Annotated in this window: 19 protein-coding genes and 1 tRNA gene; 9 read left to right on the top strand and 11 right to left on the bottom strand. The window is 46.9% G+C overall.

Annotation, left to right across the window (positions count from 1 at the left end; genetic code table 11):
• Positions 1 to 13 precede the first annotated feature (13 nt).
• From ACSX1A_RS18455 to ACSX1A_RS18430, 6 genes are all read right to left on the bottom strand, one after another.
• Complete coding sequence (locus ACSX1A_RS18455; protein WP_439881111.1) at positions 14 to 1168, bottom strand: efflux RND transporter periplasmic adaptor subunit; 1155 nt, start codon at positions 1166 to 1168, stop codon at positions 14 to 16.
• A 33-nt stretch (positions 1169 to 1201) separates the two neighbouring features.
• Entirely contained in the window at positions 1202 to 2569 is a 1368-nt protein-coding gene (locus ACSX1A_RS18450) for a TolC family protein (protein WP_439881110.1), read from the bottom strand.
• A gap of 25 nt (positions 2570 to 2594) precedes the next feature.
• The gene (locus tag ACSX1A_RS18445; protein WP_439881109.1) at positions 2595 to 3227 is read right to left on the bottom strand and encodes a TetR/AcrR family transcriptional regulator; all 633 of its coding nucleotides are present in this window, start codon (positions 3225 to 3227) and stop codon (positions 2595 to 2597) included.
• A gap of 249 nt (positions 3228 to 3476) precedes the next feature.
• Positions 3477 to 4220 (bottom strand): LytR/AlgR family response regulator transcription factor, encoded by a 744-nt coding sequence (locus ACSX1A_RS18440; RefSeq protein ID WP_439881108.1) that lies wholly within the window; start codon positions 4218 to 4220, stop codon positions 3477 to 3479.
• Positions 4217 to 5242 (bottom strand): sensor histidine kinase, encoded by a 1026-nt coding sequence (locus ACSX1A_RS18435; RefSeq protein WP_439881107.1) that lies wholly within the window; start codon positions 5240 to 5242, stop codon positions 4217 to 4219. Before ACSX1A_RS18435 ends, ACSX1A_RS18440 begins: the two co-directional genes overlap by 4 nt.
• Positions 5243 to 5258: 16 nt before the next feature.
• Entirely contained in the window at positions 5259 to 6068 is an 810-nt protein-coding gene (locus ACSX1A_RS18430; protein ID WP_439881106.1) for a LiaF transmembrane domain-containing protein, read from the bottom strand.
• A 333-nt stretch (positions 6069 to 6401) separates the two neighbouring features.
• On the opposite strand from ACSX1A_RS18430, the gene pheS reads away from it, so the two are divergent.
• From pheS to ACSX1A_RS18400, 6 genes are all read left to right on the top strand, one after another.
• On the top strand, positions 6402 to 7427 hold the full coding sequence (pheS, locus tag ACSX1A_RS18425; protein ID WP_439881105.1) for a phenylalanine--tRNA ligase subunit alpha: 1026 nt from the start codon (positions 6402 to 6404) through the stop codon (positions 7425 to 7427).
• Positions 7428 to 7521: 94 nt separating this feature from the next.
• Complete coding sequence (locus tag ACSX1A_RS18420) at positions 7522 to 8379, top strand: 3-hydroxyacyl-CoA dehydrogenase NAD-binding domain-containing protein (RefSeq protein WP_439881104.1); 858 nt, start codon at positions 7522 to 7524, stop codon at positions 8377 to 8379.
• Positions 8372 to 8788 (top strand): hypothetical protein, encoded by a 417-nt coding sequence (locus ACSX1A_RS18415; protein ID WP_439881103.1) that lies wholly within the window; start codon positions 8372 to 8374, stop codon positions 8786 to 8788. The genes ACSX1A_RS18420 and ACSX1A_RS18415 overlap by 8 nt, the downstream gene beginning before the upstream one ends.
• Positions 8789 to 8922: 134 nt before the next feature.
• A tRNA-Asn gene (locus ACSX1A_RS18410) sits at positions 8923 to 8996 on the top strand.
• 208 nt (positions 8997 to 9204) lie between these two features.
• Positions 9205 to 9348: a hypothetical protein gene (locus ACSX1A_RS18405; RefSeq protein ID WP_439881102.1), complete on the top strand. Its 144-nt coding sequence runs from the start codon at positions 9205 to 9207 to the stop codon at positions 9346 to 9348.
• A gap of 4 nt (positions 9349 to 9352) precedes the next feature.
• Positions 9353 to 9577 (top strand): SBBP repeat-containing protein, encoded by a 225-nt coding sequence (locus ACSX1A_RS18400; protein WP_439881101.1) that lies wholly within the window; start codon positions 9353 to 9355, stop codon positions 9575 to 9577.
• Here ACSX1A_RS18400 and ACSX1A_RS18395 read toward each other — a convergent pair.
• Positions 9570 to 9986 (bottom strand): hypothetical protein, encoded by a 417-nt coding sequence (locus ACSX1A_RS18395; protein ID WP_439881100.1) that lies wholly within the window; start codon positions 9984 to 9986, stop codon positions 9570 to 9572. The genes ACSX1A_RS18400 and ACSX1A_RS18395 overlap by 8 nt on opposite strands.
• A gap of 318 nt (positions 9987 to 10304) precedes the next feature.
• Here ACSX1A_RS18395 and ACSX1A_RS18390 point away from each other — a divergent pair, with 318 nt between their 5' ends.
• Positions 10305 to 10475, top strand: coding sequence for a hypothetical protein (locus tag ACSX1A_RS18390; RefSeq protein WP_439881099.1), 171 nt, complete (start codon positions 10305 to 10307; stop codon positions 10473 to 10475).
• 57 nt (positions 10476 to 10532) lie between these two features.
• Here the strand turns inward: ACSX1A_RS18390 and ACSX1A_RS18385 are convergent, their stop codons facing one another.
• The 4 genes from ACSX1A_RS18385 to ACSX1A_RS18370 all read right to left on the bottom strand — a co-directional run bounded on the left by ACSX1A_RS18385 (position 10533) and on the right by ACSX1A_RS18370 (position 13523).
• Entirely contained in the window at positions 10533 to 11141 is a 609-nt protein-coding gene (locus tag ACSX1A_RS18385; protein ID WP_439881098.1) for a sterol desaturase family protein, read from the bottom strand.
• A gap of 97 nt (positions 11142 to 11238) precedes the next feature.
• The gene (locus tag ACSX1A_RS18380) at positions 11239 to 11748 is read right to left on the bottom strand and encodes a shikimate kinase (RefSeq protein WP_439881097.1); all 510 of its coding nucleotides are present in this window, start codon (positions 11746 to 11748) and stop codon (positions 11239 to 11241) included.
• Positions 11749 to 11773: 25 nt separating this feature from the next.
• Positions 11774 to 12871: a BT_3928 family protein gene (locus ACSX1A_RS18375; RefSeq protein ID WP_439881096.1), complete on the bottom strand. Its 1098-nt coding sequence runs from the start codon at positions 12869 to 12871 to the stop codon at positions 11774 to 11776.
• Positions 12872 to 12968: 97 nt separating this feature from the next.
• On the bottom strand, positions 12969 to 13523 hold the full coding sequence (locus ACSX1A_RS18370; RefSeq protein WP_439881095.1) for a DUF1599 domain-containing protein: 555 nt from the start codon (positions 13521 to 13523) through the stop codon (positions 12969 to 12971).
• A 44-nt stretch (positions 13524 to 13567) separates the two neighbouring features.
• Between ACSX1A_RS18370 and folP the strand changes: the two genes are divergently transcribed.
• Positions 13568 to 14425, top strand: a complete 858-nt coding sequence (gene folP / locus ACSX1A_RS18365; RefSeq protein ID WP_439883570.1) for a dihydropteroate synthase — start codon at positions 13568 to 13570, stop codon at positions 14423 to 14425.
• Positions 14422 to 15270, top strand: a complete 849-nt coding sequence (cdaA, locus tag ACSX1A_RS18360) for a diadenylate cyclase CdaA (RefSeq protein WP_439881094.1) — start codon at positions 14422 to 14424, stop codon at positions 15268 to 15270. Before folP ends, cdaA begins: the two co-directional genes overlap by 4 nt.
• Positions 15271 to 15282 lie beyond the last annotated feature (12 nt).

The following is a 15282-nucleotide window of genomic DNA, read 5'->3' as shown; positions in this document are numbered from 1 at the left end:
TTAAAAGGCACTCTTACTTATTCGTCAGGCTATTATTGCCCTCTGTAAACACAACAGGCTGCCCCTCGTTTAGATTCTGGTAACCAGCGGTAATTACCTTATCGCTTGCAGACAAACCACTCAGAACCTCCACTTTACCGTTGTAGCTCATGCCTGTTTTGATCTCTTTCCTGACTGCCACGTAACGGTTTCCCTCCTTTTGGGCGACATATATATATTCAGCCTTTTCATCCTGCTGCACCAGGTTAATCGGAAGCACAATGGTTTCATCATTTTTATAATCCTGAATGCGGACAACAGCTATCATGTTAGGCCGCAGGTTTATAGCATTGCCGTTCTTCAGGCGAAGTTCAACAGTAAAGGTTCGGCTTGTCGGGTTAATATAGTTACCAACCACATCCACAGTAGTTTCCACCTCTTTTTTGAGGTCCGGGAAATACACGACAGCTACATCACCTTTGTTTATTTTGGCCTGGTAAGCCTCTGACACCTCTGCCACAATTTTGCCTCCCTGCGTATTTACCACGCGGATAATACCCATACCCGGGGCTACTGCCTCACCGGAGTTCGGGATCACGTCATCTACCACACCACTGATCGGGGCTTTCACGTTGTACTGATCGCGTTGCTGCTGCAGGGTAGCCAGGCTACGCTCCAGGGCTTCTTTGTTATTTTTTGCTGTCAGGTACTGCATTTCCGTACCTATCTTCTGGTCCCAGAGGTTCTTCTGCTTCTCAAAGGCAATATTTGCCAGTTCCAGGCGCGTTCTCAGCTCTGCGATATTCTGCTCCAGCACCTGCGCATCAATGGTTGCCATGGTCTGGCCTTTGGATACACGGTCGCCGCGCTCAACACGCACGCTTGTCAGTACGCCTGGTACCTTTGCGCTTACCAGCACGTTCTGGTCAAAATCCACTTTGCCCTGTACCTCCAGGTAATGGCGGAAAGTATCCTGATCCAGGGAAGCTACGCTTACCGGCACCGTTTTTTTCTCTTTAACTACTGTTTTGCCTTCTGCTTTTAGCTCAGACTCCAGTTCTTCTATCTGCTCCTGAATGGAAGCCTGCTTGTCTTTCAGCTCCTGAAGCTTCGCCTCCTTGTCGTTGCTGTTGCAGGAAGCAAGACCAAGCATGATCGCCACAAATGATATTCCTAGTATTTGTTTCATTTCCGTTTTAGCAATTGGTGTTTTTCGATAGTTTTATTTAGTCAGTAAAGAACCGGTAGCTTTCTCCAGGTTCACTTTGGCAATCAGGGTATCGTAAATGGCTGCGTAATAATTTGTTTGGGCCTGGCGCAGATCGGTCTCGGCGGTAACCACCTCCAGGTTCGTGCCTACGCCTTCCTGGAACTTGATCTTCGCCACTCGCGCGATCTCCTGAGCCAGGTCCAGGTTCTCCTTTTGCGAATCCAGCACATCCAGGGCATTGGTCAGTTCCGTTAACGCCTGCTTTATTTGCAGGTCTATGCTTTGGCGCAGAGACTCAAACCCAAACTTGGTGTTCTCCAGCGTCAGCTTTGCCTGCTGTATTTGATAGTGTTTGCGCAAACCATCAAAAATTGGCACCTGAAGCTGCCCTCCTACATAGCCATACTCCAGCCAGTTACCGGGCTTAGTTATCTCATTAAACTGATTGTTAGCCGCATTGTAACCATAGCGGGCATTCAGAAATAACTTTGGCAGGTAACCGGAGCGCTTGTTGCGCAGGTCAAGCTCTGCCAGTTCGCGCTGTGTTTCAAGCAGGGAGTATTCGATGCGGCTGTTGTAGTCAAAGCTCTCAGGTGCAAGCTGGGCCATACTTACCTCAACCTCTGCAAGATCATCTGTCAACAGCAGGGGCTGGCTCTGCTCGATGCCCATCTGGAACTTTAACAGGCTTTCGCTCAAGTCCATCAGGCGCTGTGCTTTCTGCTTTTCTACTTTCAGGTTGTTTAACGACACCCGCAGGCGGTCCACATCCAGCTTCTCTGCCACGCCGTTATCAAACATGATCCTGGTCTGGCTCAGCAGGGTATCCAGTCTTGTCAGGTTCTGGTTTAGCAGCTCCATTCGCTCACGGTTTACAAGCACGCCATAATAGGCCTTTGATACCTGCTCCGCTATCTCAATTTCGCTTTGAATGGTGCTTTTGCGGGAGAGTTCGGTGTATGTCTTAGCAGCCTTTAACCCTATCAGGTAAGTACCGTCAAACAGCATCTGGCTACCTGTTAGCGTAGCTGTACCGGTATAGGCCGGCGTAAAAGTAACCGGCACGAAGGTACCTGGCGGAGGGGAGTTCGGATCGTTGGGGTCATTAAAAAATTCTGACGGCAGAAATGTCTTCTGCTGCACAAAGTTATCTCCCATATCCAGCGACCCGTTTATTTGCGGCAAACCAATGGACCTGATCTCACCTACTTTTGCCTTGGCTATTTTCTCCTCGTTACGGGTAGCCTTCAGGCTGGCACGGTTCTGCAGTGCGTAGTTTATACTTTCCTGCAGGCTAAACGGCTGCGCGTCCTGTGCCTGAGCCCTTGCCAAACCTAACAGGATGAAGCAGGACACCAACAGGCAGATTGTCTTTTTCATAATTTAAAAGGTAGTAGTAGGTAGTTTATTCTTCTTCAACTATATGTTTGTACTCGTTGATCATTTTGTGCCCTTTAAGGGTAGCCATGCCCAACATATAATGCTCCAGCATATCCAGCTGCACTTTCTGGAGGTTAAACTCATGAGGTGGAAATAGTTTATTATCATAGGCCATTTCTATCATGCCCAGGCGCATACGCGCCATTATCTCTACATCCAGATCGCCTCTGTACAAGCCTTCGGCCACGCCACGGAGTATGTTCAGCTTAATCTTATCCAGCATAAAATCATACTTATGGTTTACCCAGAGCTGCCAGCTATCACCGTGATACTTCTGTACATCGTGGAAAATAGAGGGGTGCACCCTGGTTACTATGCGCTTTGTCATTTCCATAAGCCTCCACAGCTCCTCAATTGCGTTATTTGCCCCTGTCATAGAGCATTCGCAATCCTGCTCCACCTCATGTAAAAAGCCTTTGCAGGCACCATGCACCACTTTATCCTTGTTGTCGAACCACTTGTAGATCGTTTTTTTAGACATGGATAAGTGTTGGGCAATGTCATCCATCGACACGCTTTTTACACCCCGCTGGCAAAACAGCTCAAAGGCTCCCTGCAGGATCTTACTTTTAGTTTCTGTGCTTTCTTCAGTACCCATTACACCACAAAACTATGGAAACGTTTTTTATCCCCAAAGTTTCCAAGGCTGTTTTTTTGTGCCTTTTTCCTTGTATTGTAAGCGCTAGCAAGCTGTATCTAAATAATATACAAAACTGCTATATAAGGGCTTCACCTGTGGCTTTACCCGGAGTGAACCCGTTTCATGTTACAAACTCAAATGAAAGGCAAACGCTATGAAATTCAGGCCAGGCAAACTGCATGGCAACTCAAAGCTTATCACAGAAAATTATAATCCTAAAACAGATCTTAATTTAGTGTAACCGCTTTTGCTCAAAGGAATCCGTTCACCGCTTTTCAGCAGCGCCACGTGGTTATCCTTTTCCAGGGGTTCTATTCGGGTGAGTTGGGCGAGGGCAAGTATGTAAGAGCGATGCACGCGCACGAAATGCCTGGGGTCGAGGGTGTTTTCATAGTAGCTCATGGTCTTTTTCTTCAGGAAGGATCCATCTTTCGTATGGATCTTCACATAGTCGTCATATGCTTCGAGGTACTGCACATCCGAAACAGGTATGATGCGGATATTGTTGCCAACTTTCACCACGATCCGCACCTGCTCTTCGGGCTGCTTGGCAGGCATCTCCTCCAGTTGCTGAAGCTTCTCCCCTGCCGCCGCCACCTTACGCTGCTCCTGCCATTTGTGCACTGCCGCGTCAAAGCGTTGCTTGCTGAACGGCTTCAGCAGGTAATCCACGGCACTGGCCTCAAAAGCCTTAATGGCATATTCATCATAAGCGGTAGTGAAGATAACTGCCGGTGCCTGATCAACCAGTTCCAGCATTTCAAAGCCGTTTATCTTCGGCATCTGTATATCCAGAAAGATCAGGTCAGGGTGGTGCTGCATGATCGCTTTTACACCTTCAAACCCATCGCCGCACTCTTGTGCCACTTCTATATCCGGATATTGCTGCAGGTATTCGGCCACAATGCTTCTTGCCAATGGCTCATCGTCGATAATCAGGCACTTACTCATAGTTGTTGTGGAATTTTGATGGTAGCGATAAATGTATGCCCCTGCTGCCGGGTTTTTAACAGGTCCTGCCGTGCGTACAGCAAGTATAACCTGCGCTGCACCGAACTTAAGCCAAAACCAGTGCCTTGTTGCGGACGCACGGTTTCCGGGTCGTATGGGTTTTTGACCTGCAACAGCAGGTGGTTGTCTTCAGCAGTTGCCGTAATGCTTATCTCTGTGTCTCCGATAGTATCATAGAGGCCAAACTTGATGGCATTTTCCACCACTGGCTGCAACAGGAGGGCTGGCAACTGCATGTCAGTTGTTTCATCCTGCACATCAACAGTGGTTTGCAGGCGGTGCCCAAACCGCACTTTTTCAATGTCCAGGTATAGCTGCAGGTGCTTAAGCTCATCTGCCAAGGGCACCAGTTGCTGATTATCTTTGCGCAGGGTCCCCCTCAAAAAGTCTGACAATTGCTGTATCATGTTCCGGGCCTGCTCTGGCCGTGCCCCCACCAGCGCACTGATGGAGTTAAGGCTATTGAACAGAAAGTGTGGCTGCAGCTGCTGGCGCAGGTTATAAAGCTCTGCCTCGCGGGCTAGTTTCTCGGTAGCAACTTTGCGGTCTTCGTCTTGCTGGCGCCCCAGCGTATAAAACCACATCCAGCTTAAGAGCAGGATCAACAGCACCATCAGCCAGGCGTACACCAGCCGCACAGGCAGGGTAGCATGCACAAAGGCCAGGTATACTTGGTTGCTGCTGTATAACCACCCGGTAAGCCAGTAAAATACGGTAACGCAAATGGCCGCCAGAGCCAGGCTCCAGCCAAATAAAAAAGCCCCTTCTCTTACGCTTGGCTGATAGTAGCGCAGCCCCCGGGTCATAGCATAACCACTGCCTACCAGCAACAGGTTAGTGAGCACTGCGTCCGCGACTGCCATTTCCCAACTCACCCCCATCCACCACAGCAAGGTGGTTTGGACCAGCATCCATAAGAATGCCCAGGCCAGGTAAATCGACAGAACGCGCACAGAGGACATATATGGCACCTAAACGTTAGTAACTTTTGATGTTAAGGCCTCCCAGCATGGTGGTACCTTTCAGGATCAGCACTTTGTTAGGATCATAGCCGCCGTGTAAGATAGGGCGTTTATCGTCTATACCGCCCAGTATGGCTACTGCCTCGGACTTTACCTCCCAATTAGGGGGAATGATCAGTGTAGTGCCGCCAAATATTTGCGTGGTTTCCAGTACAACAGGCTGCTGAATGTCTGCCTGGCTTAAGTTTAACTCTGTTCCACCAAAAACGCTTACAATTTCGCCACCCCTGAAGTTTTTAGAGATAATGTTCTTCTTAACGCCTCCGAATATGGCTGTAGAATCTACATAATCTTCTGTGGAAGTATCATTGCCCAGTAAATTGAAAGAAGCTTCCTGCTCATTCGGGTCTTCGCTCATGCTTCTGCGCGGCCTGCGCGGTGCGGCATGCCGATAATAGTTACCTTTTGGCTTAAGCATCACCCATAGTCCTATACCAATCAATAATATTGGCCAGAAATAGAACTTAATGTTAAAACCGGTAATCAGATCGTTTAACAGAAACACCGTACCGATTATGATCAGCACCAGCCACGAAGGCTTTCTGAAGTTGTGACGAAAGCCAATAAAAAGCCCCAAAACGATCAAGAACATCTGCCAGGAGAAAACCCACCCGGGCAGGAAGAAGTAATTCAGCTTTGTAGCAAGTATAACCAGGCCAATTGTAATAAGTAATAGCCCTCCCATAATTTTACCGTTGCTGCCACGACGAGGGGTTTCCCAGTTTCCGCCGTAATTGTTGTTTGGGTTCTGATCTTGATTTTCCATAGTCTTTGTATTTGATTTCTGTTCAAATGTACTGCTAAAGCCACATCAGGTCTATAGCAAATAGGCTGACCCCAAACAGAAGTCGGTAAACGAGGGGTTTCGGTCGGTAAACCTACAAACTATATAGTAGTATTGCCATATACAGTCTTAACTCATCCCACTTTTCCTCAGCAAGATATAGCAAGCGCATCTAGCAGGTACCAGAACAAATTTCCTGTTGCAAAGCTGGCAAGTTGCGTATGTTCAGAAAGGAAATTTAAATGGAACTGAGACGAACCAATTACCCTGTATAAAAATACTTAATTTCCTGTAGTAATTTTATCTTTGCATATTATGGTGGATAACATACAAAGAGTAGCACAAGAGATAGAGGCAGCGCAACTTACCAACGCTGCCGAACTGGAGCAATTCCGCATAGCCTATATTGGGCGCAAAGGCCTTATAGCTGACCTGTTTAACAACCTGAAAGAAGTTGCCCCGGAGCAGCGCCGCGAGGTAGGCCAGCAGTTAAACACACTAAAGAACCGCGCCCAGGAACGGTTTGACCAGGCGCAGGAGCAATTAGCCAGCGCTGCTGACACGTCAGGTGACACTAGCTTTGACTTTAGCCTGCCCACAGTACCAAACACGCTTGGCACCCGCCACCCGCTTTCGCTGGTACGCCGTGAGATCGTGCGTATTTTTGAGCGTATTGGTTTTAATGTGGCAGAAGGGCCTGAAATGGAAGATGATTGGCACAACTTCTCTGCCCTGAACTTCCCGGAGAACCACCCTGCCCGCGAAATGCAGGATACTTTCTTTTTGAGCGAGGACAAAGATAAATTACTCCGTACCCATACTTCCACGGTGCAGGTGCGACTGATGGAGAATAACCAGCCGCCACTGCGCAGCATCATGCCAGGCCGGGTGTACCGTAACGAGGCTATTTCAGCACGTGCACACATGGTGTTCCACCAGGTAGAGGGCTTGTATGTAAACAAAGGCGTGAGCTTTAAAGACCTGAAAGAAACGCTTTATTATTTTGCTAAAGAGATGTTCGGGCAAGGCACACAGATACGTTTCCGCCCCTCTTTCTTCCCTTTCACGGAGCCAAGTGCGGAGATCGACATTACCTGCTTTATTTGTAAAGGCGAAGGCTGTAACATTTGCAAAGGCAGCGGTTGGGTAGAGATCGGGGGTTCTGGCATGGTAGATCCGGCAGTGTTGCAGAGCAGCGGCATTGATCCGGAGGTATACTCAGGCTTTGCCTTTGGTATGGGTATAGAACGTATCTCTATGCTAAAATACCAGATAAAAGATCTGCGCCTTTTCACTGAAAACGATGTGCGCTTCCTGCGCCAGTTTGAAGGGGTTATTTAATTTTGAATAAACGATAGATGGAATGAGTGAATGTTTTGCCGTACAAGTATAGCAAAGCATTCACTCATCTCTTTTATAAGCAACAATTAGAGCTATGACGTTAGAGGACATTAAAACAATTGGTGTTGTTGGAGCTGGTACTATGGGGCAGGGCATTGCACAGATATGTGCCCAGGCGGGGTACAAAACTATCCTTTTCGATATCAATGACAAGGTACTGGAGAAAGCTAAGCAAACCATCGCCCAAAACCTGACAAAAGGCATTGAGCGTGGCAAGCTTACAGAGGCCGACAAACAAACTGCTTTGGACAATCTTTCTTTTACAGGAGAAACCCTGCAGTTGAGTTGCGATGTTATCATCGAAGCTATTGTGGAGCGTTTGGAAGTTAAAAAAAGCGTCTTTAAAGAGCTTGCCGACATCAATACGCCCGACACCATACTTGCCTCCAACACTTCGTCTATCCCTATTACCCAGATTGCGGCTTCCGTGCCTAACCCGGAACGTGTGGTTGGCATGCACTTCTTTAATCCTGCCCACATCATGAAGCTGGTAGAAGTAATATCTGGAGCTGCCACATCGCCGGAAACTGCTGAAACCGTAAAGCTGCTGGCTGAAAAGCTTGGAAAAACAGCGGTTATGGCAAAAGATTCTCCCGGTTTTATCGTTAACCGTGTAGCGCGCCATTTCTATGTAGAAGGGTTAAAGCTGCTCGAAGAGGGCGTGGCAGATGTAGAGACCATCGATAAACTGATGCAGGCAAGTGGCTTTAAGATGGGGCCCTTTGAACTGATGGACCTGATCGGTGTTGACACAAATTACTCGGTTACAACCTCCATGTTCGAGGCTTTTCATTATGATCCTAAATTCAGACCAAGTCGTATTCAACAGCAGAAAGTGGATGCCGGGCACCATGGCCGCAAAACAGGCAAGGGCTTTTATACTTATGAATAGACTCTGGCTGTTTCTGGTGCTTTTTAGTATTGTTAGCTCCTGTAAGGATACCTATAACGGGCCAGCCATACCTGATGTACCGGTAAGCGAACAAATAAATGTCAGTAGCCTCCAGTACCCGCAACTCCGCCAGGATGGCGGGTATGTATATCTTAATGGTGGATATAAAGGAATTCTGGTAGTGCGCCAGAACGCCGGACTCTATACTGCCTTCGAAAGGGCCTGCCCTTATGACCCGACTGCCGCCTGCTCTCAGGTAAAAGTAGACCAGTCGAATCTCTTTGTTGTTGATGAGTGTTGCGGGTCTCAGTTCGATTTTCAGGGAAACGTAATGGCTGGCCCGGCAGTTTATGGGCTTAAGCAGTACAAAACATCTCTGAATGGCTCCCTGCTGTATATTTATAACTAAAAAATTTCTGTTTGATTTACAGCCAATTACAGATTTATGAAAGATTTTTTTAGCTCCATACTTGCGTAGTAAGTAAAACTGCCGTAATATTGCACCATCAATCAGCGAGAAAGTCGCAGATGATTAACCGAAATTCCTCCTTAGCTCAGTCGGTTAGAGCACATGACTGTTAATCATGGGGTCCCTGGTTCGAGCCCAGGAGGGGGAGCAAAAGCCACTTACGAGTCAAATCGTTAGTGGCTTTTTTGTTTAGTGCTAAGCAACTTCGTTACTGCAATCACTTGCTTTCCTTGCAGATAAAATACCCTGCAACTCCCAGGGCTCCAGTAGCCCTGCTGTTCTGCCTCTGCTCTCCATATTCTAACACGCTATAATAAAGATTCAGTACTGCTGCACAATAACCAAAGCAGAACGAAATGATTACTCCCATGGCTATGGATGCTGCAGGCAACAGCTACATCACCAGTACATCCCGCCACTCCTTCTCGTATCAAGATGGGCCAATGAGTAGTATTACCATACTTAAAGTCTCGCCTGCAGGAAGTCTCGCCTGCAGGTAAAACATTGTGGAAAAAAAGCTATCGTGCGTATCAAATTACACAAGCCACAGCCATTGCTGTAGATAATGCTGGAGGAGTTTATGTAACTGGCACGAGCTACCGGAAGGGTTTAGGTGCAGCCACTTACATTGCAACCATACGCTATAATGCCCTTACGGGTAAGGAAAGTTGGATCACGCGCTTTAGTGGAGAAGAAGATGGCAATTCTTATTTTTTGTTTTTCAGATAGCCAGCCATTGATGCGCCTGGTCCTCATCCGTAAAAAATCTGAATTCAAATGATCCGGCTTTATTTTGGGGCAGCGCATTGATCTTATCCTGCAGGCTCATGGAGTCAAGCACCATTAAGCTATTTGTAGATTCAAGCCGGGCATATTTGAGTACCGATGATTCTATCAGGGAAGGTATAAAGTTAAGCAACAACCACTTTGCATCCTGTATAGTTATGTAGTGTGTTGCCCTTGCGTCTCCAAACCAATTTCTCGGATTAAACCTCCTGATGATATCAAGTAGTTGCAGAAACTTTTCCTGAAGCAAATCCCCTTCAATGTGCTGCTTCCAGGTGACATGCATCAAAGACTCAGCCAGATGGATGTCAACCTTATAAACTTGGTCTTCCAGGATGGTAATATTACGCATACTCATTCAGGGTTTGTGCTCTAACGGGAGTATAGATCCATCTAAATATACAGCTTTATAGCTACTTTTTCAAATAGCGCCTCGCCACAATGTACCAGCACCTCTGCATACCACACCGTACTCCCTACATCCGCTGTTGTACTTTTTTCAATATCTCCGGACTAACACCCTAACCTGTATATCCTATAAACCCTGGCTTAACCTTTTCAGCCGTAACACAGTAACAATAACATGGTAATATCGTCATATGACTGAAGCCTTCGGGCTTACTGGTCGTGGGACACGCCTTTTACTCCACACAATTTAAAAAGTAAAACTATGAAGAATATAAGACCTTATTTAATGGCCATCATCATACTGCTGACATTTACACTTAGCAGTTGTGACTTTATCGGAGATGTATTTGAAGCCGGTATGTGGACAGCACTCATCATTATTGTGGTTGTTGTGCTGATAATTGTCTGGCTATTCAGGAAGATCAGAAGGTAGTACAAAATATGAAAAAAGGAGCCTTTCGGCTCCTTTTTTCATATAACACTGCTATACCTATTTTGATCGTTTCGGCATAGTGCCTAGTATAAAGTCCCAGAGAGGCGACGATACGCCATATGCCACGTTAGGATCTTTGTAATGATGAATGCTGTGGTGTATCCAGAGCTGCTTCAGGAAATTTTTAGGCGGTGCATACGCATGCACGGCATAATGCACGAATAAATACATGGCATAGCCGAACAGCATGCCAGCTACTACCCCAAACACAAACTGACCGAAGATCAATTTAAAAATAAAGAAGAAGGCCGAAGCATACAGGATGCTCACGATTGGAGGCATCGCCAGGCGCTTTTTATCCTTTGGATATTCGTGGTGATTCCCGTGGAACAGGTACTGCAACCGCTCTCTGGTTGGCGTGCCGGTATCCATATGAAAAACATACCGGTGGGCCAGATACTCCAGCAGAGTAAAGATAACCCAGCCTAAAAAGAAGAAGCCAATGGCTTCCAGCACATTAATAAAGCTGTACGTCAGGCCATAGTAAATAAGACCAACGGCAATGATCAGGAAAATTGAAATTGGAAGGGCAATATGCGTTCTGGTCATCTTCTCAAGAATCGGATTCTGGAAGAGCTGAGCACGTCCTTTGTGGTTAGGTTTCATAGTTGATTTTGCTGTACTCGTTTTCGATGCAAAACTACTTATTTTTTTAAATGGCGCTATAAGTTAAACACCTTGTATAAACTTATAACGAGTCGCTTTATTTATGGTTGAGTAAGTATTGCAACTGCACTGGTGTAATGTGAGTGCCACTAATAACGTAGTTCGCTTGCTCGTAAAACCGTTTCCTTTCTTCTAATGTTTTGGCTAAAAACAACTTAACCTCTACCATACTTTTTCCGGCAAGCAAAGGCCTTTGCTCCAGGTCAGCAAGCTGCAATCTTTTAGCAATTTCGTCCAGTGGCACATCTAAAAAAATATTTTCTCCATGCCGGTTCAGAAAACTGATGTTATCGAAAAAGCAGGGCGCCCCTCCACCAGTCGCAACCACCACCCGATCCTGCGCTGCAACCAAGCGCTCCAGCGCCTGCCGCTCCAATTGCCGGAACCGCTGCTGCCCTTCTTCCTGAAAGATCTGAGGAATAGTTTTGTTCTCTTGTTGCTCGATGTACTCATCCAGGTCAACAAAAGTGTACTGCAGCAGTTTTGCCAATTGACGGCCAAGAGTAGTTTTACCACTTCCCATCATGCCAATCAAAAACACTCTCATCCTGCTGAATAATAGATCGTGATCACTATTTTGTTAACAGCTCCTGCACTTCTCCTATCTCAGGGGTATCGTTGTGATGCCATTTACCTTTTACGGTGCCGTTCTGGAGTAGCAGGATACCGGGATTAGAGCGGATAATTGTTTTAAGAACTGTTCCATCTCCGTAAAAGTAAGGGACAGCCAGGTTGGCCTCATGCCGGAATACCTCAAAATCCTGCCCGCTGCTACTGGTAACTACCAAAGGTGTTATCCCCTGCTGCTCTGCTGCTTTCACCAGTGCATTTATAGCACCCAGGTCATCGCGGTCTGCTTTGGCCACGCTCTGCACAATAATCAGCAGCTTGGTACCGCTCAGCACCTCCTGTGTAAAGTCTCCCTGGTCATTCCAAACGTTAAAGTCAGTTATCTTAGGGCCATCTTCCGGATTTATGGCTACCATTTCTTTGAAAGTATAGCTCTGATCGGTCGGGTACTCTTCAAACTCCTGCTCTTCGCCACCCTTCGTCATGATATACTTATAACGTAGCGGAGCCGACGCTTTCATGAGCACAGGAATGTTGTTACCCACTTTGTATGCCCTGAAATCTATGAACGGAAGGTGCTCATAGGCATACCAGCCAATGCCAACTGAGAGTATGGCGGTAAGTGCCGTTACAGCTGCACCGATAGCAGGCTTAGTAAATGGCTTCAGGTAACGCTGTGTAAACAACAGTACCAGGATCATTACCAGCAGTATAATATCTTTTGTAAACGACTCCCAGGGAGTTAGCTTGATGGCATCGCCAAAGCAGCCGCAGTCTGTTACTTTGTTAAAGTAGGCTGAATAAAAAGTAAGGAAAGTGAAAAACACGATCATCACCAGCAAGGCTACCAGCACCTCCTTCAGCTTCCAGCGGATAAGCAGCGCCACCCCCAGCACAATTTCAAGGGCACTTAAAAAGATTGAAAAGAACAGCGCCAGTGGCTCCAGAGACTTAAAGAAAGGGGCAATATCAGTGGAGAATACTTCAAAGTACTCTTCCAGCTTAATGGCAGTGCCAACCGGGTCGTTTATTTTGATCAGGCCTGAGAAGATGAACAACACGCCCACAAACAGCCAGCAAAATTTGCTTATGTATTTCATTATTTTGAGAGAGAAAGTCTATGGATTTATAATTTACAGCATCATCAGGCACTCAGCTACACGTAAAGCTAATGCACCTGTACACCTGCGGGATACACTATTTCACCTGCTCCGCAAAGCCTGACTTGATCAAGGCAAATACGGCGTAGTTGATCATGTCCCGGTAATTAGCTTCAACGCCTTCCGAAATCAGCGTCTGCCCCTCGTTATCCTCTATCTGCTTGGTGCGGTAAAGCTTCATGAGGATAATATCGGTAATGGAGCTTACCCGCATATCGCGCCAGGCCTCGCCGTAATCATGATTTTTGGCATTCAGCAGTTTGATGTTCTCTTCTATGTGATGCGTGTACTCGCGCTCCACGTCGTCGGCAGACAAGCTTAGTGGTGCATCCGCTGGCAGGTTCAACTGCATTAAAGCGATAACGCAGTAGTTTATGATGCCAACAAATTCCCCATTAATATCATCCTCCACCAACTGCTTCCCCTTTTCCTGAATGGAGCGGATGCGTTGCGCCTTGATAAAGATCTGGTCTGTGATGGAGGGCAACCTTAGCACACGCCAGGCAGTTCCGTAATCTTTCGTTTTCTTAACAAAGGTATCTTTGCAGCGGTTTACTACCTGATTATATTCCTGGAGTGTTTGACTAATCAACTTTTTAGCTTTAATTTTAAAAACAATTGACTCAGATGCCAACATTGGAAGCGAAAGATACGCTTTTTAAGAAAAAAACCACACTCAACTGCCACGGAAAAATCCTCTCTCTGGACACACCGCAGGTAATGGGCATCCTGAATGTTACCCCTGATTCTTTCTTTGCAGACAGCCGCCTTAGCACTTTGGACGAGGTGCTGAAGCGTACCAGGCAAATGCTAACCGACGGAGCCGACATACTTGATATTGGCGGGTACTCCAGCCGGCCGGGTGCCGCAGAAGTATCCTTGCAGGAGGAACTGGACCGCGTTGTACCAGCTATCGAAGCAATTCATACAGCTTTCCCGGAAGCCATACTTTCTATAGATACTTTCAGGGCAGCTGTAGCTGAGGCTGCCGTGGCGGCAGGTGCTGCCATCATCAACGATATTTCTGGCGGAAACCTGGATGAGAATATGTTTGCCACAGTGGCCAGGCTGCAGGTACCGTACATATTGATGCACATGCGCGGAACACCTCAGACCATGACTACGTTGGCTAAGTATGAGGATGTTGTGACCGAGGTGCTGGATGAACTACAAAGTCAGGTAGCCAAACTGAAGCAGCTAGGCGTGAAGGATATTATACTTGACCCTGGCTTCGGCTTTGCCAAAACGATCGGCCATAATTTCGAACTGTTAAAACGTATGGATGAATTGCGTATCTTAGAGCTTCCTGTACTGGCGGGGCTTTCGCGCAAATCCATGGTCTACAAGTTTTTAGGCATTGACCAGGCTGATGCCTTAACAGGCACAATAGCTGTAAACACTATTGCGTTAAGCAAAGGTGCCGACATTTTGAGAGTTCACGACGTAAAAGAAGCTAAGCAAACAATACAACTTTACACGAAAACATTACTTTGATATTTTTATTCAGCATAGGATTTTTAGAGATTGAGCTACTGGATATTATTGATATCCTGCTCGTAACAGTGCTTTTGTACCAGCTGTACAAGCTCCTGACCGGTAGTGTGGCGCTGAAGATCTTCCTGGGCCTGCTCTCTATTTACCTGCTCTACCTGGTAGTACGTGCGGCGGGTATGGAGCTTCTTAGCATTATACTTGGCCAGTTTATGGGCGTGGGTGTGCTGGCGGCTATTATTTTATTCCAGCCCGAAATAAGGCGTTTCCTGTTGCTGATCGGCAAAACCACTGCCTTTAATAACGATCGTTTCTTCCGGGGTTTCCCCTGGCGGCGCGAGCAGTCTGAAAAACTGAGCCTCACCCCTTTTATAGAAGCCTCAAAATCATTGGCAGGTAAAAACACAGGTGCCCTGATCGTTTTCGCAAAAAGCTCTGAGCTGAAGTACTATGCTGAGTCCGGCGACCTGATCGATGCGATTATCTCCAAACGCCTGCTGGTCTCTATCTTTAACAAGAATAGTCCGCTGCACGATGGCGCTGTCATTATTTCTGCTAACCGTATTAAAGCGGCGCGATGCATACTCCCGGTATCCGAGAACCAGGAAATACCTGCTTCTATGGGTCTGCGTCACCGTGCCGCAATTGGTTTGACAGAGATTACAGACAGTGTAGTTTTGGTCGTGTCGGAGGAAACGGGACAGATAGCGTTGGTGCGTAACGGCGAAGTATACCGCAATCTTTCTTCTTCTGACCTGCGGGTAAAACTTAACCAGTTCCTGTTCGACACTGATCAGCGGGCTGCCCCGGTTACACCAGCCTCAGAAAAATCTGTGAGCGCTGTTTAACCGGGGAGAGTA

This window comes from Pontibacter sp. MBLB2868 (assembly GCF_051904785.1).
Taxonomy (GTDB): domain Bacteria; phylum Bacteroidota; class Bacteroidia; order Cytophagales; family Hymenobacteraceae; genus Pontibacter.
Note: the sequence above shows the minus strand (reverse complement) of the source record. Positions and strands in the feature narration are given on the sequence as shown.